Raw genomic sequence first — 25,252 nt, 5'->3', positions numbered from 1 at the left:
TCAATCGTCGACCCGAACGCTTAGAATTTGAATTGTGTTCAAACGACAGAAAATGAAAGAGAAAGAGTTGGAAGACTTGGAAAATCAAGAAGGCGAAGATCTGAAGATACCCGTAAACGACAAACGCCGGTTCGATGAAAGCGGCCAACGTAAGGCTGCCGACGCCACTGAAGCAATTCCGGTTGGAAGGGAGCCGCAGATCTCGCCGGCCGAGATCGAGCTTGCGGCTCGGCTGAAAGCTGAAACCGAAAGACGTGAAGCGGCCGAATCTAAGCTTGTTGGTGTTCAAGCGAAATTTGAGCACGCAAAGGCCGATCTCGAACGAGAAACGTCCGAAATGCGGGCTCGACTGATGAAGACGCTCGAGGATCGGGCGAGCCAAAGCAAGTTCAACTTTTTGCAGGCACTTTTACCAGTGCTTGATAACCTGAACCTAGCGGTTACGGCGAGCGAGTCGGACGCTTCGGTTGAGAATTTGAGAGACGGCGTTCGCGGTGTTGCACGCTCGTTTGAGCAAGCTCTGGTTAGCGTTGGCGTTGAACCGGTTGCCTCGGTCGGCGGAGATTTTGACCCTGAGGTTCACGAGGCGGTCGACATGATTCCGGTCGAGAGCGGGCAAGATGGCAAGGTCACTGCCGAATATCAAAAAGGCTATCGTTTCGGCGACCGTTTGCTCCGCCCGGCTCGGGTCCAGGTAGGAAAAGCAGGCTAGCAGAAAGCCGGCACCTGAGCCCGTTGGATACTGGAGTGGAAATTTCTTCTCCAGTTTGGGCAGCGGGTGGTATCATTAAAGAGACATTTCCGCCGTTGCTCGCCCCCAACGTCCCGTCGAGAGTGTATTAAATATGGCAGACATAGACGCTTACAAAGATAAATTCAGCGAAACCGGCCGCCGGATCCTCGAATCAGCTCTGGATGCTTCGCGAAGGCGGGAGCAGAATTACGTCGCGGTCGAGCATGTGCTCCATGCACTCTCGAACGAAGAGGAAGAACTTTTCACCGCAACTATGCGCGATCTTGCCGTTGACCCAAGGTCCGTAAAGATCCTCATCGAGCGGAGGCTTGAGAGCGGCAGGCAACATTCGGGCAATGGCTTCCGGATCGCTCCCGAGACGACCGAACTCTTTAAGCGGGCAATGGACCGAGCCCGTTCGCAGGGCCGGCGAGTCATTGACGGAACCGATCTTTTTTACGTTCTTTCAAATGATGACCGCAGCGTTCTCGTAGATCTGTTACAGAATCTCGGCGTTCCCGGTGAAGAGGTAGCACAGACGGCCCGAACGCGGATCCGAAAGCGTGAAAAAGAGGAAGAAAGAGTTCGGCAGAAGTATGAGCTTCCGAATTTCCTTCGGCACTTCGGCGTTTCGATGAATAAGCTCGCTCGGCAGGACAAGATTCCGCCGACCATCGGCCGCGAACAAGAGATACGCCAGATGATCGAGATCCTCGCTCACCGCGAGCGGTCCAATTCGCCGATGCTCGTTGGCGAACCGGGCGTCGGCAAGACCGCTGTGGTTGAAGGACTTGCCCGTTTGATCGAACTTGAACCGGATAAAGTTCCGGCAAGGCTACGTGACTCGCATATTGTGCAGCTTCAAATGGGCGGCCTCGTCGCAGGAACAATGCTTCGCGGCATGTTTGAAGAGCGGATCAAAGGGATCATTGACGAGGTCAAAGAAAAGGACAACATAATTCTCTTCATTGACGAAGCTCATACGATCATCGGTGCCGGGGCCGCGATGGGTACGACATCGGACGCGGCGAATATGTTCAAGTCCTCGCTTGCCCGCGGCGAACTTCGGATCATAGGTGCGACCACGATGACCGAGTACAAAGAGTTCATCGCAGAAGACGAAGCTCTTTCCCGAAGGTTTCGGCTCGTTAAGGTCAATGAACCGACGATCGATGAGACCCGTAGGATATTGATGGGCATTAAGCCGCGGCTTGAGAAGAATTACTCGGTGACGATATCCGAAGAAGCGATCAACACCGCTCTTGAAATGTCGCCGCGATATATCCGACACCTGCATCTTCCCGATAAGGCGATCGGCTGGCTCGACACTGCATCGGTCAAGGTCGAGATCAACGAATCCGAAGATCATGTCGTGCAACCGGAACACATTATCGATGTGATCTCGCAGGAATCCCGCATTCCTAAGGACATGATCTACCGCGACACCTCCGACCGTTTCGCGACGATGGAGGACGACCTCGGAACGCGCGTCATCGGGCAAAAGGAAGCGGTTCGGGCAGCAGCCGAGCGGCTCCGCTTGAACAAGGGCCCCTTGAAAGAGAATTTTTACGCACCTGACGGTGTCCTGCTTTTCCTTGGACCGACGGGCGTTGGAAAGACCGAACTCGCAAAGGCGGTCGCTGAATTCATGTTCGGTGACGAAAGCAAAATGATCCGGATCGATCTTTCCGAATATGGTGACGGCACGGTCGGGATCGAGAAGTTGATCGGTATGCCGAGAGGCATCGTCGGCTCCGAACGCGGCGGGATACTTACCGAGCAACTGAGGGACAATCCATACACGGTCTTGCTTCTTGATGAGGTCGAAAAGGCGTCGCCTTACTTGATGAATCTGTTCCTTCAAGCCTTTGATGAAGGCTGGATCACGGACGGCCGCGGCAAGAAAGTTTATTTGTCTGACGCGATCGTTATCATGACCTCGAATTTAGGCTCAGAGAATTTCAAGAAATTTGAAAAGCCGCTCGGTTTCGGGACGAAGTCGATCGTTGAGGTCAAGGCCATTAAGAATGAGGTGATGAAGGCAGCTGAAACGAGGTTCACACCTGAGTTTCGAAATCGCATAGACGAAATAATCGTCTTTTCACCGCTGACAATGGACGAAGTACGCGAGATCGCAAGGCTGTATCTCAACAAAATGCAGCGGCATATGGAACGCCAAGGCAAGCTGATCGAGGTGACGGATGAGGCGATCGACCTCCTGACCGAAAATGGCTTCAGTCCGACCTACGGAGCCCGATTCCTCAAACGGCATATTGATCAGAAGGTCAAGCTGCCGATGACAAACATCTGGAAGACCGGAATGCGTTTCAAAGTTGATGCTGAGAACGGCGAGATCGCTGTCAGGGCCACCGACGGGTTCAGTCTCAACTGACGTTTAAAGAATTTCAGTTTACGGCGGCCCTGATGGTAACATTCCTTCAGGGCCGTATTTTTGGGCGAGATTCTCTGAATCAACAGGAGACGGCCGCTTGGAATCGATTTTTCTAGAATCACGATTATGAAGGTCAAACTCTTTGCGGCACTCGCTTTTTTGTTTCTCGTGACGTTTACAGTTGGGGCGGAGGCACAGACTCCGGCTTCTGCGGCTTTGCGTGTGCGTGAACATCAGATTCTCGACACGCCGCGGGCACCCTATACGGTGCAGGCACGGGAGAACCAGATCCAAGGAATTGTAAGTCTCCAGGTCGAGCTAAAGGCCAACGGAAAGGTAGGCGAGATCACTCCGCTCTCGACATTGCCTCACGGCCTTACCGAGCAGGCACTTTCATCTGCTCGGAACCTTCGATTTCGTCCGAAAATGATCGACGGCGTTCCGGTGGATGTCTCGGTAACCGTCAACTATCGTTTTTCCCTCTATCACTCGAACACTGATCCTGACATTGAAACGAGGGCCCAGATCACCTCAATGCCGCGGCCAGCGATCAAACGAAGCGAGCTCACGCCGTCCGCGAATGGCAGGATCAAGGTTGAGCTCTTTCTGGGACCGGATGGCCAGGTCAGTGTCTTTCAGTACATTACTGAACTCTCTACGGAGTTAAAGGGCAGACTCAATGAAGCACTACGCAATGTGAAGTTCAAGCCGGCCGTGTTAAAGAATGGTAGAAGAACCGGAGTCACAATGGTCGTCGAGTATGTGATCTAAGAAGTTATGTTCGCAGTTAGAACCTGTTGCTTTGCTCTTCTCCTGTTCGGTTCATTCCTGAATCCTGTCGATGGTTTTGGGCAAACCCCTGAAACGCCCGACCCGGAGATGATCCTAAGGAAAGCCGTCGATTTTGTTGGCGGCGAGAGATACCTTGGTGCAAAAAATCAGGTCAGCCGCGGAAAATTCAGCGTCATCCGCGATGGTGCCGTCATCTCTTTCCAGTCCTTTCATGACGTGATCATTTTCCCCGATACAGAGCGAACGGAATTCAAGGCGGGCAAGATCGTCACCGTGCAAACCAACACGGGAGATTCGGGCTGGCTTTTCGACGGCAACATGGATGCGATCCGCGACCAGACGGAAGAACAGCTAGCGAATTTTAGACGCGGAATGCGGGTCAGCTTGGATAATCTTCTTCGCGGTCATTGGCGGGGTAAAGCATCGCTCGAGTACGGGGGGCGGCGGCCTGCCTCGCTCGGTAAACGTAACGATGTTTTGCGACTCACTTACGAAGACGGATTCGCGGTCGAATTTGAGATAGCTGACGACGGAACGCCGATGAAGGCCATCTCAAAACGCATGAACAATGACGGAGAAGAGATCGTGGAGGAGGACCGATACGCCCAGTTCATCGACAACGACGGCATCCGCTCGCCCTTTATCATTGACCGCGTAACCAACGGTGTGCAGCTATCAAGAATCAACTACCAGTCGGTTGAATTTAACACTCGTGTCCCCGAAAGCTACTTCACCAAACCCGCAACGGCAAAAGACCTCAAAAAGAGCCTTCAGTTATAAGGGGTTGCCTGGGTCACTTTGGCCGACAGATTGTAGCTCCCGGTTTAATTTCACAGACCAGCCTTGAAAGCTGATCTATACGCGCCTGCTGCTCGCTAGTTACTTTGTTCAGATCCTCGATCTGTGTTTGCTGTTCGCGGAAGGCGTTGACGAAGGCGACGCTTAGGCGGTCGTATTTGATGCCCTCGACCTCGCCCTTATCGTTATAGGTGACGAACCGCGGATCGATCTTCGCAACGTCCTCGGCTCCAAATCCGACATCTTTATTGCCGTCTGTCTTCCATTCGTACGATATCGGCCGTAGCTGGCGAACGAACGATAGCCCAGGAGCAAACGGGACAATATTCTTCTTGTACTTGAGCGAAGACGAGCAGAATGCGATCTCCTGAGCTGCGTTACGGCAGAGAGCGGTGCCGCCGGCTGTGCCGAGCACGCGGGGTTCAACCGTGCCGCCGGCATTGATCAAAAACTGCGTGAAGCCATTTCCTTCGCGGAAGGCGACTACTCCGCCGGTCGGCCGATTGATGTAAACATCGTTGTCAGTGCCACGGAGAGTGTAATTTGAGCAGCTACCAAACGGACCGTTCAAACCGACGGCGGCGGATCCGGTTTGGCAACCTGCCCCGCCAACGAGGGTACTTGATCCTTGATCGCCGCGAACCTCTAAATCTCCAGGAATTATTACCGAATCCGACGTCCGACCAAGAACGATCGTATTGCTAGTTCCGACCGTGGCGCCGGCACCAATCGCGGTCGCGAACACAAGATCGTTAGACAAGAGCGCCGTTCCTGAACCTAGGATTGTGTTGAAACTCCCCGTTGTATTTGTCGACCCTGCAAACCACCCCAAGAATGTATTTCTATCACCAATTGTGGTGGAACCTCCAGAAGCATGTCCAAAAAAGGAGTTGCCCGTATTTGAAATATTGTTGGTCCCAGCAAGTCTCCCGGCAAACACGTTCTCGGCGCCTGAAGCACTGAAAACTCGAACACCGTTGATGTTGAATTGAACATTCGCGTTTAGAACGTTTGCTGTTCCAGTGCCGCTTATGTTGAAGTTCGACTGGCCTTGCTGAGTAGTAGAATTCTGGATGTAGTTCGCACTGCCTGCCGTCGGTGGCCGGGCGTCAGAAAGGCGTACATCTCCGGTGAGGACATACTGGTCAGCCTCGACGCCGCCGAGCGAGAGGGCGTTCGTCGCGGTCGTCGCATTTGTCGCGTTTGTGGCATTTGTTGCGTTAAATGCGTTAGCCGCGTTCGTGGCGTTGGCGGCTGTATCGGCGGAGACGCTCTTTACTGCGTAGGGCGTTGAGGCGATCGACTGCCGAGGGCTTAGTATTGTAATGCCGGGCTGGCCGGCCTGCCGGACACGGATCTCGAGGAACCGGTTTGCCCCCGGGAACTGCGAACCGAAGTCGAGGGGAACCGTAAAGTTCCCATTCGCGACGGCCACATTGTTCACGGTCTGCGTGGCACCAAGCTGGTTTCCGGCCGCTGCGTCGTCAAAAAGTGCGAACTCGAAATCAAAGTTCCCGTTCGCCGGCTGACCCGTGAACACCAGATTGCCCTGATACGTAAAGGCAGTTGTCTGAGCTGCAACTGTTGCCGCCATTAACGCGATGCCTACTACGAACATAACAATAAATTCAATTTGGCTTCTCATAGAATCTCTCCGCATCATAACTTTGTCCTTATAATTAAGATCTGGTCCGGGCCCTGAATATTGCAGACGGGACGGTGACTCGTTTCACGTCCTAAACTCGTGTAGAGACGCTTCACATATCATTACCTGGCCTTGTCCCGACTCCAGACAATGCAACCCACCGCTCTCTATCAATCGGAAAACGGCGTCGGTCCGTTTTCCGGTGACGGCCGACGCCGTTTCGACGGAGATCATTACTGTCTCTCCGCCGCAGAACTCACAGAATCCTCGCATTGCCCATGAGCCGCCGAAAGTGTATGTGACCCGATCGTAGGTCTCAGTTGAGACCAAAATTCTCTTTGCTTTTCTCTGCATTTGGTTTACAATTCGGGCTCAAAGACGGAAACGATCAGCCTGCAACCGGACCATCTCCGCCTGTTGGCCCGTTCAACTTGTCAGTTGACTACGGGATTTTAAGTTGGAGACAGAATATTGTCTTGAACTAACCTTCCATTAATTCTCCATTGAGTTTCGTGGCATGGATATCTTGAGCAAGGACAATAACTTACGTATTTTCGGCGATTTTCGGTTGGATATTGATGAGCGTGTGCTTTGGCATCGCGGGCGCCCGGTCGATATCCAAATGAAGGAGATCGAGATCCTTGAGGCGCTTACCGAATCGCCCGGTCGCCTCGTAACAAAACAGCAGATCATCGAGCGGGTTTGGCCCGATGCTTTTGTTGAAGAAAGCAATCTCTCGCGGCATATCTATCGGCTTCGCCGGATGTTTAAGGAGCTTGGCGAAAGCGGGAAAATCATCCAGACCGTGCCACGGCGAGGCTATCGATTTGTTGTCCCGGTCGTCGCTGAGAACACAACATTCACTGTAGAGAGACACTCGATCACCAAGACGTTGATCGAAGAGATCGAGCAAAGCGATCCTCCCGATCCGCCAACGCGACCCCGAGGCCTTATGGCGGTTGTTCGATCGCGACGGCTTCCTCTGTTTGCCACCGTCGGGCTTGCGGTAACCCTCCTGATGACCGGAGCATTAGGCTTCCTTGCTATGCGGTCTTACAAGCCGACTTCCGAATTTCGACCCGGTTCGCTGGCGGTGCTGCCTTTCCGCTCCGCAACCATGGAGTTGGACGATGGGCGTTTCGGCCATGCCATTGCGGAATCCGTAACTGTCACACTCGGTCGGCAGAACCAGATGATAATTAGGCCGGTTAGCCCCATCAAGGATTCGAAGATCGACCGACAACAGGCGATCGAGATCGGAAGGGAGATTCAGGCCGACGCCGTGCTGATCGGTGAGTACACAAACTCTGAAAACACGATTACGTTAAAGGCCGAACTTGTTCGTGTAAGCGACGGCAGCGTGGCCTGGACCTCCGAGACAGAACGCAGCGACGGGGACTTTTTCAAGCTGCAGGAATCGCTTGCCTTCTCGCTGGCTCGGTCGCTGGCAATTGACGTTAGCGGCGGTGAAAATGGAACCACCATGCCGACACTTTCGGTCCGCCCGGATGCCCAAAAGCTCTATATGCAGGGCCGTTATTTTTGGAGCAAGCGCGACTATGACAGCCTCGCCGAATCTCAGCGGCTTTTCAAAGCTGCCATCAACGCTGACCCGAGCTTTGCCTTAGCCTATGTCGGGCTGGCTGATGCGACAATGTTTCGTGAGGATCCGTCGGATTCGCTAGTCGCTGTCAATCGGGCTATTGAACTCGACCCAAACATCGGCGAAGCCTATGCAACACGCGGCTTCATCAAGATGTTCCATTTTTGGGAGTGGGATGCGGCAGAGGCCGACCTCAAACGTGCTATCGAAATGTCTCCGAATCACGGTTCGGCACGGCAATGGTACGGGCTATTGCTCGCATTCAAACGTCGCTTTGACGAAGCCGAAATGCAGTTGAACTTCGCCGTTCAAATCGACCCGACCTCGCCCAATTTTTTGACCGATCTTGGACTGGTCCATTACTTCTCGCGTGAGTTTGTTAGCGCAGAGGCAGCTTGCCGCGATGCTTTGCGGCTCGATGAACGGTTCCCATTTGCGCACGGTTGCCTATCCGACCTTTACCTTCTTACCGGGGATCACAGCTCCATGGTTCGCCATGGCTACATCGCGACTACGCAAACTTCACCTGGTTCGTCTCCGGTCGCAAGCCGCAATGTGGTTGACCGGAGGCTTGAGGAACTTGATCAACGAAAATATCTTGAGTTGCTGATCCGCCAAGTTGAGACGACCACCGATCGAAACGGCAATCGGCACATCGCGAAGGCAAGGGCAGAGTTCAAGCTCGGCTTTCCCGACCGGGCGATCGCTTCCTTGAACCGAGCCGTTGACGAACGGGCATTTCTCTCGCCTTATTTGAATTCAGACCCGATATGGGACCCGCTTCGCGGACGGCAGGAATTCAAGGATTTGGTTGCACGTTTAGGGCTATGAAAAGAGGCGGCCGTTGCGGGCCGCCCTCTTCATCTCGCACTTTAGTCAACGAGAGATCAAATAAACGCAAAATCGTACTGCGCCTGGTGGATATGCGGGTCGGACGTCATGTCGACGTAACCGAGATACGCTTCGATCTCCTCAAGCACAGCCTTCTCCGTTGTGCGAAGAGCATTTGCGACTTCGGGATGAACCCGAAGTGCCGTTTCTCTGACGTCTTCCAGTTCCTTTGAAAGCCGCCGAGCCTCTGCAAGGATCTCATAGCAAACCGTCTGCGGCGACTTCACCCAGCCCGCGCCTTCGCAGTATTCGCAAACCGAGCACATCGTCCGTTCGAGCGACTGCTTGACGCGTTTTCGGGTCATGATTATCAGCCCGAAGTCATTGAAAGACAGCACCTTTGTCGGCGATTTGTCTCCCGAAAGTGCAGACTGCAGGGCCTGCGAGACCTTGTGCCGATTGCGGCGATCCTCCATATCGATCAGATCGAGGACGATGATGCCGCCAAGATCGCGGAGCCTGATCTGTCGAGCGATCTCATCGACCGCCTCCATGTTGGTTCTGGTGATCGTGTCCTCAAGCCGGGCGTTGCCCTTGCCAACGAACTTACCCGTGTTTACGTCGATCGCAACCAACGCTTCGGTCTGATTAATAACGAGGTAACCGCCCGATTTCAGCCATACCCGCGGCTTGAGAGCCTTGTCGATCTCTTCCTGGACGCCGTAGTTCTCTAAAATAGGCTGGTCGCGTGTATAGAGTTTGACGCGGTTGACCATTTTCGGCTGGATCCGATTAACGAACTCGACGGTGCGAAGATATTCTTCCTCGCTGTCCACGCGGATCGCAGTGAATTCATCAGAAAGCTGGTCGCGAAGCAAGCGCTGAATGATGTCAAGATCCTGGTGCACTATTGCCGGTGACTTCGCTTTCTCAGAAGCCTTTTTGATGTCGAGCCAGGTCCTAACAAGATAACGGGCGTCCTGCCGCAGATCTTCTTCCGAAATGCCGATCCCGGCCGTGCGGACAATGAAGCCACCTGAGGGCACGTCTTCTTCGGCCTTGATGCGCTGGATCAGCGTACGAAGCCTTCCGCGCTCGCTAGCGGATTCGATCTTTCGGGAAACTCCAAGATGCTCGACCGTCGGCATATAAACAAGGAAGCGTCCCGGAAGAGCAATATGCGATGTGATACGAGCACCTTTCTTAGCGATCGGCTCCTTCGCTATCTGGACAAGCACTTCCTGGCCTTCGCGAAGAAGATCGGAGATGGTCGGCTGCCTGCGATCGCCTCGATCCGGTCGGCCCGGCCGGTCCTGCCTCTCTGGCTTGTCTTGGCGTTCTGGCCTGTCTTGCCGGTCTGGTCGGTCTTGGCGGGCTTGTCTGGAAGGCCCTCCGTCGGTCGTGTTATCCTGCGGCCCGTCATCTCGCTGTTGGCCCCGTCCGCGGCCTCTTCGGCGACGGGTACGGCCGTTTCGATCCTGCTCTGATGAAGCGTCCGAATTGTCACTTTCCGTATTTCCGTCCGTCATTTTATCTTCAACCCTTTCTTCCGCAGCGGGCTCAGACGGCTCGGGCGCGGCTTTACTTGAACTCTCTGCCGATTCTGCGAGCTTAGGGTCTACATCTTCGAATCCGAGAAGATCGGATGACTTCTCGTCCGTCTCGTCGCGCTTCGTTTTTCCGCCGCGGCGACGTCCCCGACCACCCCTGCGAACCGCCATCTCGGCCTTTTCCTCACCACTCTTGACACTCGCTTCAGCATCTTCAAGCGGCTTTGCGGGATCCGCCTTCTTCTTCGCGCGGCTCGCTCTGGCCTTGGTCGGCTTATCTTTCTCATCCTTTGACTTGGATGCCTTTGCAGTTCGAGAGGTGCTCTTCTTGGGTTTTTCTTCGGTCTTCGCTTCCGCAGCCGGCCCGTCATTTTCAGATGCGGCCGCCTTTTTGGTTCCTTTTCTTGACCGCGAACGTGAGGCCGGTTTCGCTTCTGCGGCCGGAGCTTCGTCCTCGTCGGCAATTCGTTCGAACCCGGGAGCATCTGTCGTAAGGTCGTCGAGCAACGATCCAACCTCAGCTTCATCGGTCGCTTCCATATCAAACTCGATCGCACGAACGCGATCCACGATCGCCTCCTGCATATAAGCGTCCTTGAACATCTCGCCGGTGTCGGCATCCTCGTCGACTATGCGTTCGAAACCGGTGTCGTCGAGTTCAAACTCGACCTCGGACGCATCAACATAACCGAGATCTTCGTCTTCGGATTCGTCGCGGTCATCGCGATCATCACCGTCATCGCTTTCTTTAGCCTTGGTAGGCTTGTCGACCCGCTCTTTCTGATCGCGTCTTCCGCGTCCTTTTCGTTGTTCCGGCACATCCGCGGACGTTTCGTCTTCGTCCTCGACCAGTTCCCCGAGAGGCTCCGCGATCTCCTGTGCCGATTCCATCTGCTTCTCGCGTTCCGCCCTTGCCCGCTCGATACGGTCGTTTGCTTCACGCTTCGCGTCATCCTGCGAACTCTTCTTCGATTTCTCCATTACGATGCGTTCGATCTCTTCTTCTTCGTCAAAGAAATCAGAGACGTACAGGAACGCATCGCGCTCAAGCCCGATAGCAACGAATGCCGACTGCATCCCAGGTAGGACCCGTTGAACACGGCCTTTATAAATGTTTCCGGCAATTCCGGAATTCTCTTCACCGCGTTCGATGTAGTACTCGGAGACTCTGCCATTCTCGATAATGGCGATCTTCCGTTCGCGTCCGTTGACGCTAATTATCATCTCTTTAGCCATAGATTTTCCTTTGTGGTCGGCCGGTTGCGGAGATCGGACAAAGGACGAAAGTAGGGTTGGTTGTGTTGAATGAGTCGGTAAGAACCTTCGCCAAGGCAAAGGGATGAGAATAGACCGGGGTCTTGCTGTTGACCTGCTTGTTCAGCAGGCCGAAGCAAATGGTGTGATCTTTCACTGAGAAACTCGTTCAAACGCCGAGATCCGAATTTCGGCGGCCGGGAGCGACTTTCCCCTTGAGGAAGCGCTCTACCGATACTTTCGATCCTTTCGAGTGTCCGCAATTGGGCACAAAATAAGAACTTTTGCAGTTCAATCTAATTCGGGCAATGCCCTAATAATGAACCTACGAGGAAAAGTATAGACGAAAACGCCGAATTGGTAAATCTATTGGAAAGGAATACTTTGAACGATTTGAAAATGCGGGGACGGCGGATAGAATTGGTTTGCAACGGTAGGAAAATATGGAAGTCTTTTTCGAACTGATCAAAGACGAAAGTTCCTTGCGGGCGGCCTGCGAGCAGCTTTCCAAGGAGCCTGTTCTCGGATTTGATACTGAGACGACTGCACTTGACCCGTATTTGGGCGAGCTGCGGCTCGTACAGTTCAGCACAGGAAAACGTTCCGTGATCATAGACCTTCGCGTCTTCGGAGGTGATCCTTCATCAGATCCCGCCCTTGCACCGCTCCGCAGCCTGATCGCGGCTGAGACGCCTGTGAAGGTGGCTCACAATTCGAAATTTGACGCGAAGTGGGTCCGGCATCACCTCGGATGTGAATTAGGCGGCATTTTCGACTCATATCTCGCCAGCCTACTTATAGCCGCGGGCGAATCGGAGCGGCGTCATTCGCTTGCGGACGTCGTGCAATTCTTCGTCGGCTCTGAATTAGATAAATCACAGCAGGTGAGCGACTGGTCGGCAAACGAGCTGTCGCAGGTGCAGTTAGAATATGCGGCTCGGGACGCAGCGATCCTCCTTCCGCTTTACAGCCAGATGACCGAGCGGTTGAAGGCCGATGACCTGACCCGCGTGGCAGAACTCGAATTCAAAGCTGTGATGCCGGTTGCTCAAATGGAGCTCACAGGCTTTTTTCTTGATCAGGACCGATGGAAAGAGAACATCACACGCACAAAGGCAGTTCGCGATGTGATCGCCGACGAACTGCAGGAGATGCTTGCGGCCGGAGTATCGCAGGTTTCACTTTTCGGCCGGTCTGAGATCAATCTGGATTCTCAGACTCAGGTGCACGATGCGCTCACAAATCTCGGGGTGCCGGTTCCCGAATCTACGCGAGCGTCCCAACTTGAGCCGCTCGCCGAGGCGTTTCCGGTCGTTGCGAAGTTGCTTGAGTACCGAACGCTGCAGAAAGCTCTAACCAGCTTCGGTGAAAATTATCTCGAGTTCATTCATCCAAAGACCGGCCGGGTCCATTCGGACTTCCGACAGATCGGTGCTCCGACCGGCCGCTTCTCATGTTCCAATCCGAATTTGCAGCAGATCCCTCACGAGACGGCATACCGGCGTTGTTTCCGAGCTAGTGATGGCCGAACCCTAGTAGTAGCAGATTATTCGCAGATCGAGCTGCGAATACTTGCCGATTTCTCCGGCGACAAAAACTTTATCGGAGCGTTCGAGAACGGTGCCGATTTCCATGCCGCGGCGGCGGCTCAGGTCTTCAAGGTCAAAGCCGAAGACGTCTCGCCCGACCAGCGATCGTTCGCAAAGCGTCTCAATTTTGGTGTTGTTTATGGCCTGGGGGCAGCACGCTTCGCCGCGATGACCGGCCTTTCGCAAGCCGAGGCCGAAGGCACTCTCCGCAGATATTTTGCGACCTATCCCGACTTGGACGGCTATTTGCGGAAGAGCGGCGACAGCGCTTTGCGGACGCGGCTGGCCCGCACGGCTTCGGGTAGGCTGTTAAAGATCCGGTTCGACGAAAACGATAAAGCCGCAGCCGGTTCGGCCAAGCGCTTTGCGACGAACATGCCGATCCAAGGCACCTCCGCCGATATCCTCAAGCGAGCCTTGAGCTTGATCCACGAAGAACTGCGCGAAACAAGCGGAAGATTGGTCAACATCGTTCACGACGAGATCGTTCTCGAGTGCGACGAGGCCGATGCGGATGAGATCTCTCGGAAACTCAGGAACACAATGGTGGCGGCCGGGCGAGAATATGTGAAGGCGGTGCCGATCGACGTTGAGGTCGCAATAAGCAAGGAATGGGCGAAATAAAGAGCGGCAACCTCGCGGCTCCGCTCTTTTCTTTGTCCCTAAGAACACTCTAGCTTTCCGTAGCTTCAGCTTCTTTCATTTGGACGCACAAGATCCGGGTGCAATTTGCGCAGATGATTTGTTCGTCCAAAGGTGTCCGTGAAGGATGATGTTCTCATTTTTGGCTGTCGCGCTAAATGATCCGGGACATTGCGCCAGGGATCATCGAACTACTATTTTGAACGCTAAAACGCACGGTTGGTTGACTTTCGCGTTAAACACGCAAACAATGCGAGTGTTCACCGAAATCCAAAAAGAAAATAAAACGGCCCGCAAACGCCTCAAGCGGCCGTTTGAAAAATGAACCAGAAAACTATGTCACTTCGTAGATCGCTGCCCTTGCTACTTGCAATTTTCGCGCTGTTTTTGACCGCCTCGGCCCAACCTTCAAAGCGGCCGATAAATCTCGACGACATTTTTAAGATAAAGAATGTTTCGGATCCTCAGCTTTCGCCTGATGGCGAATGGGTCGCTTACGTGGTCTCATCCACGGACGTCAAAGCCGACCGTTCGAGCTCGGATATTTGGATGGTGAGTTACGACGGCAAGAAGCAGCGTCAGATCACTTTCACGACGGCCGACAGCGAGAGCCAGCCGCGTTGGAGCCCTGACGGTAAGTACCTTTCGTTCGTCTCGTCGCGTCCGGGCCCGAATCGCGGAAGCCAGATATGGCTGCTCGATGTCGCGGGCGGCGAAGCGAGGCAGCTTACCGATACAAAAGGCGGCATACAGGGTTACGAATGGTCGCCCGATTCCAAACGGCTTGTTATGGTCATCCGTGATCCGGACCCCGATGCTCCCTCCCCGGAGGCCGCACCATCCGCCACAAAGCCGCCGAAGCCGATCGTTATCGATCGTTACAAATTCAAACAGGATGGCCAGGGTTACCTAACTTCGAACCGCAAAAGTTTTGTGAATATCTTTGATATCGAGTCGAAAAAGTTCGAACGGCTGACGAAAGGCAAATGGGATGAATCGGCTCCGAGGTGGTCACCTGACGGGGCCAAGATCGCATTTCTCAGCAACCGCAAAGCCGATCCCGACCGCGATCCGGCCCAGCAGATCTTTGTTGCGGATGCGAAGCCAGGTTCGGCCGAGAAGGCCGTAAGCCCGGAAGCGAACCGGGTTAGAGGCGGGACGCTCGAATGGAGCCCGGATGGCCGGTGGCTTGCTTATCTTGAGAGTGATGAGATCCGTTATGACGCCTACCAAACGCCACATCTCGCTCTTGTGCGGTCGGATGGCACCGAGGCTCCTTACCGGCTAAAGGCCGTCCAGGACATCGACCGCGGTGTCGGAGATATCAGGTTCAGCGATGACGGCTCGCGAATAAATTTTTTCGTTATCGACGATCGTTCTGTAATACCGGCGTCGGCCAGGCTTGCGGGCGGCGGCGTCGAACGAATGGCATCGCCGCCATTTGTTGGCAGTTCGTGGAGTTGGGCGAAAGGCCGTGTCGTAATGCTGGTCGGCCAGACCGATCGCCCGAATGAGGTGTTTGCTTTTGAGGGCGGGTCGACCCGCCAGCTTACAAAGCACAATAATGAATTATTTGCCGAGCTGGACATGCCGCCAACAGAGGGCGTGGATTTCAACAGCCCGGACGGCACCCGCGTTGGTGCTCTGCTAACCTATCCCGTCGGTTATCGACGCGGGACAAAAGTGCCCTTTCTGTTGCGGATCCATGGCGGGCCCAATGCACAGGATCAATACAATTTCAGCCCCGAACGTCATTTTTTTGCGGCAAACGGATATGCGGTAATGGCGGTGAACTACCGTGGGAGTTCAGGACGTGGAAAGGCATTTTCGCGTGCTATTGCGGCAGACTGGGGAAATTATGAGGTCGTCGACCTGCTCGCGGGCGTCGATCATGCGATCAAGATCGGTGTTGCCGATCCTGATAAACTCGGCCTCGGCGGGTGGAGCTATGGTGGCATCCTTACAAATTATCTGATCGCCAGCGACACGCGGTTCAAGGCCGGAACAAGCGGTGCCGGCACTGCATTTACCGTTTCATACTATGGAGCGGACCAATACATCATTCAGTACGATAATGAGATCGGCCCCCCGTGGGAACCAAGGTCGTGGGAAACTTACCAGAAGCTCGGCTACCCTTTGCTAAAGGCAAACAAGATCAAAACGCCGACCCTTTATCTCGGCGGTGAGCGCGATTTTAACGTTCCGATCTCAGGCAGCGAGCAGATGTATCAGGCCCTGCGGAGCCTCGGCGTGGATACGCAGCTGATCATTTATCCCAACGAGAATCACGGCATCCAAAGGCCGAGCTACGTACGGGACCGATATGAGCGTTACCTTGCCTGGTATGACAAATATGTGAGGAATTTACCGGTCGAGCCGAAGCCGATGATGGCAAAATGGCAAGGGACATGGAAAGGCCAGCTCAAGGTGCTGCCAGCGAAACCGGATGCTCCGGCGACTGAAGTGACGATGGAGATCGGGCCTTATCCGACGGCCGATGGCCAATGCACTATGTGGAAGACGACCTACATGGAAGGCAGCACTATCAAAAGCCTGAAGGACTACAAATTATGCCGCGGAACCGGTGTGGATGACCTATACATTGACGAGGGCGGCGGTGTTAGGCTAGCCGGACGGGTAATAGGCGATGCTTTTGTTGTGACATTTAAGAATGATGCCACGGTGATGGTCTACACGCTAAAGCTTCGCGGTGAGGTGCTCGAACACGAGATCCTTATCGTGGATGATAAACCGGCGGTCAAGGGCATTGTGCCGATGATGCCGAAAGGTATCCAGCGGATCGAGCTTCGGCGTGTACCCTAAGTGAAATGGTGGGGCCGCTTCAGGCAGCGGCCTCACTTTGTTCGAGTTTTGCAGGTACGTAAAGGATCCGGGTGCAATTCTCGCATGTGATGATGTTGTCCATCCTCCGCACCTCGACCTGCACCTGCGGACGCAACGAAATAAAACAGGCACTGCACGAACCATTCACTACTTCAGCGACGGCGATACCATCCCGGCTACGCTGAACAAGCCTGTTATAAACCGACGCGAGATTCGCGGGGAGCGTGTCAAAAACACCGCCTCGGCCTGACTCGGCCACTCGTAATTCAGCGTGAGCCTTCTCTATTTCCTTATCGAACTCCGCAAAGGCCTCGTCCCGCTTCGAGTCAAGCGTATTTATCTCGTCTGCTCGCTCTGCAAGTTCCTTTTCGACCTCTTCGATCGCGACCTGTTTTTCGACGATCTCGGTCTCAAATGCGGTGATCTGTTTTTGGAAAGCATCGATCTCCCGCATTGCTGTCTCATATTCTTTTTGGTTCTGAGCGTGCTTTAGGTTGCGGTCAGCTCGCTCAAGGTGTGTCCGGTTTTCAGCGATGCTGTTTTCGAGCGTTGCTTGTTCTGTCTTTAAAGCAGCGAGGACATTTTGCCGTTCGCGGATAGAAAAAGCGTGCTGTTCAAACTCTTGTTCAAGTTCAGCACGCTTGGTTTCCGCGTTTCCAATGGTGTTACGCAAATCTCTTATTTTTGTATCGGTGATCTGTAATTCGATCAACTTCTCTAACTCTGATCTCACTATTAAATATCTCCCAACGAATGATTGCAATCTATCATTATATTACGAACCCGTTAAAAGTGAAACTGAAGGCCAACCATTTCAACTCAACATCCTGAACTGGCGATCAATTTCGACCGCGTCAAGCCTACCAGCGGCCTTCCCATTCTCTGCGATCGTCCACAATACCGACACTTCGTTACGCACGAGGGAGATCTCGCCAGATGCCTTGGGAAAGCCGAAATGTTTGATCCTGCCCATTGCGAGTGCTCCCCCGCGCATGATCCCGTCGCCCGGAGCTCGTGTCCAACCAGCCTCGACGCTCAGGCATCTAAAGCCGTGTTTGATCTCGATCAGTATTCCGGTGAGATTTGTTCGGCCGAGCGAGAATCTGTGGCCATCGAGTCGTTCGACCGTGATCCCGATGGACTCACTTTCCCGGCTCGTCGCAAGCCGGATAAAAGCCTGGGCGAGCCAATCGATGCCCTCGCGACGGATCGCGTCGTTAGCACTCCGTAATCTCAGGTAGTCAGCGACCTCTCCGCGGCCTGCATTCATTGCAGTTTCCATGGCGGCGGCGATACGGGTTTCCCATTCGATATCGAGTTCATTCACGACATCCTGAGCATAAAGCGGTCGAAGGACAAAGGCAATTCCGTGATAGAATCGGAAGCTTAAGCGGCGATTTATATGAAGCGTTTCTCAGTATTACTTCTTTTGCTGTCGATCGGTGGTGTTGCGTATGCCGAGCGGCAGACCGCTTTGAGCGTTGTAAACATGGAGTCGAGCTCCGACATCCAAGGCCCAACTACGAAACCGAGCCCGACACCTTCTCCCGCTCCAACGCCACCTGCGAGCGAGCGGTTGGCTGGTATCGCGTCGATCACCGATCTAAAGGAACGGATCGAAGCACTCAGCGCGTTTGCAAAAGAAGAAGGGCTCGAACCCGAACTCCGTATACAGGCCCTCGAACTTGCCGCCGCATCTCGAGCCGCTCTCGCTGATCAGGCGTACGAATCAGGAGAGAAAGAGGCCGCGATTGAACTATTTCGCGAATCGATAGCGGAAACTCCGTCCCCGGCATCGGATCGCTTATTCGCCGAAATTCTTATCCGCATCCCGGGCAGCCTGTTGCTCAAGTCTGAAGCAAATGCGGCTCTTGAAACAGCTCGCTTGCTGGAGGCACACGCTGGCGACAGGGTCGATCGGTTATTGGCGCTGGTTGTCTTTCATACCTCGATAGAGAACGGCGCAGATGCGGTGCGGCTATCCGAAACGGCTTCATCGATCGAACCGCCGGCGGCTGCCGCGTTCCGAGCTCTCGCTCTCGCACATCGTTTGAATTTTGATCTTGACGCCGCCGAGTCGGCTCAGCGCAGGGCTGCGGAGCTTGATCCCGAAGCAACCGATATCAAGCGGGAACTTGCCGATCTTCTGCGGGCCAATGGAAAGGCCAAAGAAGCTCTCTTGCTCTATCAGGGCATTCTCGAAGCGGATGAGAACAACGCACAGGCCCGAGCTGGTTTGGCCATGGCCCTTTACGAGACTGGCGAGCGGTCTGCGGCAGAGGCGGAACTTGACCGGGCGATCGCTCTTTCGCCTGAGAATTTTAGCTTGCTCACGGCTGCCGCATATTGGTACGCGACCAATGGCCTTCCCGAAAAAGCCATCGAGTTTGCGGAGGATTCGATCGAGATACAGCCGCGTTACGTATGGAGCTACATCGCTCTCGCCCGAGCACATTCGCTGTCGAATCGGCCGCTCGATGCAGAAAAGGCACTCGCCCGAGCGAAACAATATGGCAATTTTCCGTCGCTCAATTACGAGATAGCTTTGGTTCGAATGGATGCCGGTTTCTTCCGTGAAGCGGCGGAGGAGATGAGCGGCGTCTTTGAGGCCGCTAACGGAGAGGTCTCGACTAGATTAGGCGGCCGCGTCGGGCGAACGGCGAACAACTTTCCCGAACTTCTGAGGGACGAGCGTCGTGCAAGTATTTTTGCTCCAAATTCAATTTCAGATACCGAAAGGGCGGCGAGGCTTGCGGCTCTGACGGCTTTTTACGATAAGTTGAACGATGAAGATTCCGGTTCACTCGATGCCGAATCACTCGGACGATTTATTTCCGGCGATGACAAGATGCGGGCCCACCGGGAGCTTTTTGCGGCGTCGCTTATGCTCGAAAAAGGACTCGGCACCGGCAAAGCACTCGAACTTATCGCTTCTGCAACAGACCAGACGGATACCGCCCTTACCGTCTCGAATCCATCAGCGGCCGTAATGGCCAGCGAACTTTACGAAAGCCGCCGCATCGCCTTTATTCGTAACGAGTACTTACTCGTACCTGATGTTCCACGGCAAACTCTTTCTGCAATCATGCGCGGACGAATCGAAGAACTCGCCGGCTGGGCTCTTTTCCGCGAGGGCAAGTATGCCGACGCGGCTGTACGGCTTCAGCGTGCGATCAGCGTTCTTCCGCCCGATAGTGCCTGGTGGCGTTCGAGCAAATGGCGGCTCGGCGAAGCCCTTTCCGCAGATGGAAAGCAAGACGAAGCTCTCGAACACTTCATTGCCGGCTACGACCAGACCCGGCCCGATTATTTCAAATACACGTCGATCCGGAGCGTCTATCAGCAGGTGAACGGCTCACTCGATGGCCTTGAGGCCCGGATCGGCCCGAATCCTTTCCCCGAATCGGAGACCGAAAAGAAAGACGTAACGGCGACTGCCGAGACCAAAGCAGAGGAAAAAGCGCCTGAGGAGCAGAAACCCACTACGCCTCCGGTAGTTCCAGAAGAAAAGCCGACGGCGCCTGCGGAACAGGCAGCGACAACGCCGGTTGAAACAAAACCCGAAGAAAAGGCCGAACCTACAAAGGCCGAAGTGCGAAACAGCCTGCCGAAAAACCTGCCGAGAAACCCGAGGACAAGCCCGCAGATGTAACGGACGAGAAACCCGCTGCGAAACCAGAGAACGCCGAAGCCAATGAAACCCCTGCAAGTGATAAGCCGGTACAAGTCGAACCGGCGAAAGCCCTCAAGCCCTTTCGAGCCGATCGTGATCGAGGTTGGGCGAAAGAACCCATCCGCTGGGGCCAAGGAAGAGGCCACCACTTCTAAAACGGAAGTTCGAGAACTGGCGTCGGACCCGGTCGAAAAGGAAGAAGTCTCGATTCCCAAATTAGAACAGACCCTGGAAGAGAGGACGGAGAAGCAGGCGGAAGTATTGGCCTGCTAGTTTCTTTTGAGGGCGGCGACGGCACTATCGAAGCTCGCTCGAGCAATCCTGACGATGTCGAGGTTCGCCGTGAAGCAGCGATCGCCGGGCTCTCGGGCCGAGCGTACTTCGTGATCCGGTCGCTGACCGATCGCAAAGGAATTTTTCAGGTGCTCTTTTCCACTTCGTGCGGAGACAAACTGATCAGCGTCAGTGTTCGTTAGATCTTTGGCTTTGCGAGTTTGTCCCGCTTCCAGGTAGGATCTCCGACAATGACAACAAGTGCCGCTAGCAATAGAAAAACATAGGCATTCGAGGTCGTCCTAAGCGGAAAATCGACAAAACTGTGGGTGAGAATGCCAACCATCCCGGCAAATGCTCCGATAGCGACAGACCGCTCAAATCCTTCGGAGGCTGATCGAATACTCCGAACACACGTCTTCACGAGTATCCAGATAAATACGACCGTGGCGGTAAATCCGATCAAGCCGCCATCTGCAAGCATTTGCAGGTAGTCGTTGTGAGCCTGCTCTACCCGAAACAGGCCGTTTCTCGAATCATAAAGGGGAAAGGCATTCCCGAATGCATCAAGCCCCGCACCGATCAGAGGATTCGCCTGAAAGATCTCAAGTGCGGCGCTCCAAAAATGAAGCCGTCCGCTGGTCGGGTCTTCTGAAGCCGTTCCGAATCCGATGCCTCGGAGAAGGTTGTCTGCCCCACCGATCGCTATCACTATTGTAAGAAGCAGCACCGCCCCCAAAGAGGTTGCTACAAGCCCGATCAAAGTCACTCGGCGGGCATTCGAAACGCCTTCTTTGTCCTTTACCCGTCTCCTAGAAAAATAAGTAGCCGCAAGTGCTGTGATGAATACAACACCGGTGCTAAGAACGCCGCCGCGTGACCCTGTAAGCACTATGGCGATCAGCATCAGTACCAGGCCGGTGCCGATCAGCGGCAACATACTTCTTTTCGTTCCGCCGCCGAAGGCCACGCCAAGTCCGAGCCCGATGGTCATTTCCATGAACGCCGCGAAATGATGTTGATTCACGAAAGAACCAAATGGGATCGCCTGCGGCGTCGGCCGAAGGCCGTAAATTGCGTCAGGCTTTGCGAGCCATTGCAGCGTCCCGACAAATGCCATCAACGCACCAAAGACGATAATTGTTCTTGCCGCGGCCCGAATTCGTCGCGAGCTGCGAAGAAAGATCAGGGCCGCTGAAAAGAATATCAGCAAGGCAACAATTCGAATGATGAACATCCGCGTTGCAAAGGGATCGTAAGAAAGGGCCGACGACGGACTTACCGACATCACGCCCGGCGGTGCTCCGGAATTACCAAACGGGATCAACTGGATCAGCCCCAAAACAATCAGGGCGAGCAGCGGGACTTGAAGCCAATTCTGCGAATAAATGATGCTTCCATGCTTGAAACTGCTTACTGCCCAGAGAAGAAGGATAACGACGCTCGCAAGTGCGAGCAGGCCCTGAGCCGCCTGGTCCACCGCTCCGTAGAAGATGGTCGCGAGAATAGGCACGGCGAGCAGCAAAAGAAATACCGCCTGCGAAGAGCGTGAATCCAAGACCTCTGAGTTTGCCAGCGAGTTCATTGATCGTTAGCTTAGTTTTCGCGTATTAGTTCCACATCGTCGAGCCAAAGATTGCCTTCGGTTCTGCACGGCGTACCGGTGCATGCATCGCGGCTCAAGGTGATAACTACTCCATCGGTATCGCCAGGCACGGTGAACCGAAACCCGCCTTCTGCCCATTCAGTACTCGAATTTAGCGGCGGCCCAGTCCCGAGTAACGCTTTTGTTGATATTGCCGCGACCGACCAGCGAATTTCCGGGTTCGTTGTAAGCTCCGCTCGATAGTGGTACTTAAAGCGGTACGAAACGCCCGGCTCTACCGCGACCGTCTGTGAGAGCTGACGCAGCGATTGTTGATCTCCGGCACCCGCGAATCGCAGAAAAAGGCTGAACCGCCCCGATCGCTTTACGGTATCAAAAAGATTGATCGATGGATTGGTCCCGCCGCCGATCTTCCACGCGAATAGTGCGGTGTTTTCTGTCCCAACAAACTCCTCGAACCCCGGGTCAGTTGGCTGACCGAAGGTGCGGGAAGGCTCTTTACCGAGAGCCTCTGCCTCAAAATTTCGAGCGTCCCGAACGCGCATTTTGTCGAGAAAAAGTCGCGCGAGTTGAAGGCCGATGTCCTTCGTTTCGACTTTTCGCTGGTCGGCTGGAACCGCCTGCCAAAGCCTGACCGCCGCGTCCAAATTTCCCGAGCGGGCGACCACGAGAGCAAGTGCTGCAGAGAGTGCAGGCTCACCTCCGGCGAGCTGAATAGCACGTTCTACGTCGAGCCCCGCCGTTACCCACGCAAGCTGGGCCGCGGCCGTGGCGTAGCTCGAATTACCCTTCACCGCCCGCCTGATCTCCAAAAAGCCCGCATCGGCTCTGCCCTGCCGAACAAGAAAATTGCCCCGTGCCCAGGCCACGGCGGAATAGCTCGGTGCAAGCTCGGCCGCCCGATCAAACGCCTGCGAGGCACGGTCCGGCTCTCCGGCACGTTCAAGTGCCCGTCCGTATTCGATCCAGAGCAAATAGTTCCTCGGAGCAAGCGCGACCGCGTTCTCAAATCCTGCGAGCGATGCCTTTTTTGCCTCTTCGCTCAGATCTCGAGCCGCGAACACGGCAGACGCAAAATGGGTTTGCGGGTCAAGTGAAGACCAGCCGACCAGCGCATCGGCCAGTTCGCGGCTTTCGGCTCGTGTCGCAGCCGAATTACTAACGCCCCAATTGAGCCCAAGGAGAAGGAAGACCGAGATCGCAAACACCCCCGCGGCGGCGGCGAGCTTCTTGAAAAGCGAATCCAGTGGTAATGAGTGCATAAGGCTATTCAAACTCCACCGGGTCAATTCGCAGATGCGCACGTTTTAAGGCTATGTTGTTGTCGCGGCAAAACTCGCGAATAGCCATAAGCCTTTCGGCATCAGGGTCACGGAACGAAATCACGATTTCCTCAACATTAAGGTTCTCGCAGATTTCGGTGAGAGATTCATCTGCATTAAAGACCTTTAGTGAACTGATTACCTTGCCATGTTTTCGATCATCATCATCGATGAACCCGACCGGTATGTAACCCAATTCTGCGTTGTTCCTGAGTTCGCGCAAGACCATCTCGCCGCCGTCGCCTGCTCCGTAAATCAGCGCTCGACGGCCTTCGTTCGAATGGGGTACGGGCAACACCTCGCGAATAAGGCGGAACGCTAACCGACTTCCAACAACCGCAGATAGAAGAACGATCGCGTCTAACACGAAGACCGCTCGTGAGTACCCCTCGAACCGATAGAGCAGGAGTACGGCAAGGACACTAAAAGCAGACCCCGCAATGACACCCTTTGCGAATGTAAATAGATCCGAGATGCTCGTATATCGCCAAAGGCCGCGGTAAACGCCAAAAGCGAGAAACGCAAATAGCTTCAATACGACAAGCAGCGGTAGCGATTGAATAAAAAGGTCCCAGTTTCCGCTTGTCTCAAAACTCCCGAATATCAACACGTAGGCCGCGTAATATGAGAGTGTGATCAAGATCGCATCGAGGAATACCTCAAAGACCCGCCTTTTGTAAGAAACATCGACAAGGAAAGCGAAGACCGCATTGTTCTGAGATGCCAGTTCTTCTTGCCGCTCATCATAAACCTTGACCTTTGAAAGGTAGACACCGATTATCGTTAGGACGATCGTGAAGACAGCGATAAGGGCAAGGCTCTGCGAGGTGCTCAGCTGGCTGACCAATAAGGCCAAAATACCCGCAGCGACCGCAAACGCCCACAGCATCAGCACGGCCGACCTCTCCGTAAGTCCCAGTGCGACCAACCGATGCGAGGTGTGGTCTCTGCCACCCTGCGAGGCCTTCCGGCCCCAAAGCTTTCGCAGAAGCGTTACGAATGTTGTGTCAAAGATCGGGACGAAAAGGATCAGCACCGGAACCGCTAGGATAGTTAGGATCCCTCGGGAACGCCCGCCGGTGTCGCTCAGAAGCACGGAGCTTGCGAGAAAAAATCCTACGAACATCGATCCGGAATCGCCCATAAAAATGGACGCCGGATTGAAGTTAAAGACCAGGAAGCCGGCCAACGCACCAACAAACACCGCGACCAATGCAGCCTCAGCCGTTTGCCCGTTCGCGGCGAGTCCGTATGCCAGCGAAATGGCGGCAATGGCGGCGATCCCGGCGGCAAGGCCGTCCATATTGTCGAGAAGATTGATGGCATTTGTGATACCGACCAGCCAGAACACCGTGATCCAGATATCAACGAGCTCCATACCCGTCAAAGGGAGACGCATGCCGAAGCCTACAACGATCGACGCCCCGATCAGTTGTCCGATCAGCTTTTGATACGGCTTTATGTTTAGCTGATCATCTAAATGCCCGACCAAAAAAAGGAAGGTACTCGCCGACAGGATCACCAGTGAATCAGTAGACAGGGGAACGATCAAGAGATCGACAAGAACTACTGCAGCGAAGATCGCTACACCACCCAACATCGCGGTCGGCCGCTTGTGCCACCTGTCGGACTTAGGTTTTGCGACGAAGCCGAAACGCCAGGCAAACGACCGCACTGCACCCGTAAAAAGCACGGCGCACGCAAA

15 protein-coding genes are annotated in these 25,252 nt (G+C 54.4%); 8 read left to right on the top strand and 7 right to left on the bottom strand.

The features are described from left to right. The first annotated feature begins 76 nt into the window (after window positions 1-76). From IPM21_12290 to IPM21_12275, 4 genes are all read left to right on the top strand, one after another. Window positions 77-712 (top strand): nucleotide exchange factor GrpE, encoded by a 636-nt coding sequence (locus IPM21_12290; GenBank protein ID MBK9164660.1) that lies wholly within the window; start codon window positions 77-79, stop codon window positions 710-712. A gap of 133 nt (window positions 713-845) precedes the next feature. Continuing rightward, window positions 846-3,125 carry an ATP-dependent Clp protease ATP-binding subunit gene (locus tag IPM21_12285; GenBank protein MBK9164659.1) on the top strand — a complete coding sequence of 760 codons (2,280 nt, stop codon included), beginning with the start codon at window positions 846-848 and terminating at the stop codon, window positions 3,123-3,125. 126 nt (window positions 3,126-3,251) lie between these two features. Then, complete coding sequence (locus IPM21_12280; GenBank protein MBK9164658.1) at window positions 3,252-3,896, top strand: energy transducer TonB; 645 nt, start codon at window positions 3,252-3,254, stop codon at window positions 3,894-3,896. Between the two features lie 6 nt (window positions 3,897-3,902). Further along, complete coding sequence (locus IPM21_12275) at window positions 3,903-4,697, top strand: hypothetical protein (protein ID MBK9164657.1); 795 nt, start codon at window positions 3,903-3,905, stop codon at window positions 4,695-4,697. Between the two features lie 13 nt (window positions 4,698-4,710). Here the strand turns inward: IPM21_12275 and IPM21_12270 are convergent, their stop codons facing one another. Next, window positions 4,711-6,360 carry a tail fiber domain-containing protein gene (locus tag IPM21_12270; protein MBK9164656.1) on the bottom strand — a complete coding sequence of 550 codons (1,650 nt, stop codon included), beginning with the start codon at window positions 6,358-6,360 and terminating at the stop codon, window positions 4,711-4,713. Window positions 6,361-6,877: 517 nt separating this feature from the next. On the opposite strand from IPM21_12270, the gene IPM21_12265 reads away from it, so the two are divergent. Next, on the top strand, window positions 6,878-8,794 hold the full coding sequence (locus IPM21_12265; protein MBK9164655.1) for a winged helix-turn-helix domain-containing protein: 1,917 nt from the start codon (window positions 6,878-6,880) through the stop codon (window positions 8,792-8,794). Window positions 8,795-8,850: 56 nt separating this feature from the next. Here the strand turns inward: IPM21_12265 and IPM21_12260 are convergent, their stop codons facing one another. Then, window positions 8,851-11,421 (bottom strand): Rne/Rng family ribonuclease, encoded by a 2,571-nt coding sequence (locus IPM21_12260; GenBank protein ID MBK9164654.1) that lies wholly within the window; start codon window positions 11,419-11,421, stop codon window positions 8,851-8,853. A gap of 620 nt (window positions 11,422-12,041) precedes the next feature. Here IPM21_12260 and IPM21_12255 point away from each other — a divergent pair. Continuing rightward, window positions 12,042-13,811: a hypothetical protein gene (locus IPM21_12255; protein MBK9164653.1), complete on the top strand. Its 1,770-nt coding sequence runs from the start codon at window positions 12,042-12,044 to the stop codon at window positions 13,809-13,811. Window positions 13,812-14,150: 339 nt separating this feature from the next. Beyond that, complete coding sequence (locus IPM21_12250) at window positions 14,151-16,652, top strand: prolyl oligopeptidase family serine peptidase (GenBank protein MBK9164652.1); 2,502 nt, start codon at window positions 14,151-14,153, stop codon at window positions 16,650-16,652. Window positions 16,653-16,671: 19 nt separating this feature from the next. Here the strand turns inward: IPM21_12250 and IPM21_12245 are convergent, their stop codons facing one another. After that, window positions 16,672-17,406 carry a hypothetical protein gene (locus IPM21_12245; protein ID MBK9164651.1) on the bottom strand — a complete coding sequence of 245 codons (735 nt, stop codon included), beginning with the start codon at window positions 17,404-17,406 and terminating at the stop codon, window positions 16,672-16,674. 81 nt (window positions 17,407-17,487) lie between these two features. After that, window positions 17,488-18,000 (bottom strand): hypothetical protein, encoded by a 513-nt coding sequence (locus IPM21_12240; GenBank protein MBK9164650.1) that lies wholly within the window; start codon window positions 17,998-18,000, stop codon window positions 17,488-17,490. Between the two features lie 75 nt (window positions 18,001-18,075). Here IPM21_12240 and IPM21_12235 point away from each other — a divergent pair, with 75 nt between their 5' ends. Next, window positions 18,076-20,325, top strand: coding sequence for a tetratricopeptide repeat protein (locus IPM21_12235; protein ID MBK9164649.1), 2,250 nt, complete (start codon window positions 18,076-18,078; stop codon window positions 20,323-20,325). A gap of 493 nt (window positions 20,326-20,818) precedes the next feature. Here IPM21_12235 and IPM21_12230 read toward each other — a convergent pair whose 3' ends face one another. Genes IPM21_12230 through IPM21_12220 form a run of 3 tightly spaced genes read right to left on the bottom strand, consistent with a single transcriptional unit; the run spans window position 20,819 to window position 25,147 of the window. After that, complete coding sequence (locus tag IPM21_12230) at window positions 20,819-22,204, bottom strand: O-antigen ligase family protein (GenBank protein MBK9164648.1); 1,386 nt, start codon at window positions 22,202-22,204, stop codon at window positions 20,819-20,821. 11 nt (window positions 22,205-22,215) lie between these two features. After that, window positions 22,216-23,487, bottom strand: a complete 1,272-nt coding sequence (locus IPM21_12225; protein MBK9164647.1) for a tetratricopeptide repeat protein — start codon at window positions 23,485-23,487, stop codon at window positions 22,216-22,218. A gap of 4 nt (window positions 23,488-23,491) precedes the next feature. Next, window positions 23,492-25,147, bottom strand: coding sequence for a glycosyl transferase (locus IPM21_12220; GenBank protein MBK9164646.1), 1,656 nt, complete (start codon window positions 25,145-25,147; stop codon window positions 23,492-23,494). Between the last annotated feature and the right edge of the window lie 105 nt (window positions 25,148-25,252).

The organism is Acidobacteriota bacterium (genome assembly GCA_016716435.1).
In the GTDB taxonomy this organism is placed as follows: Bacteria; Acidobacteriota; Blastocatellia; order Pyrinomonadales; family Pyrinomonadaceae; genus OLB17.
This window is presented reverse-complemented; position numbering and strand designations above follow the sequence as displayed.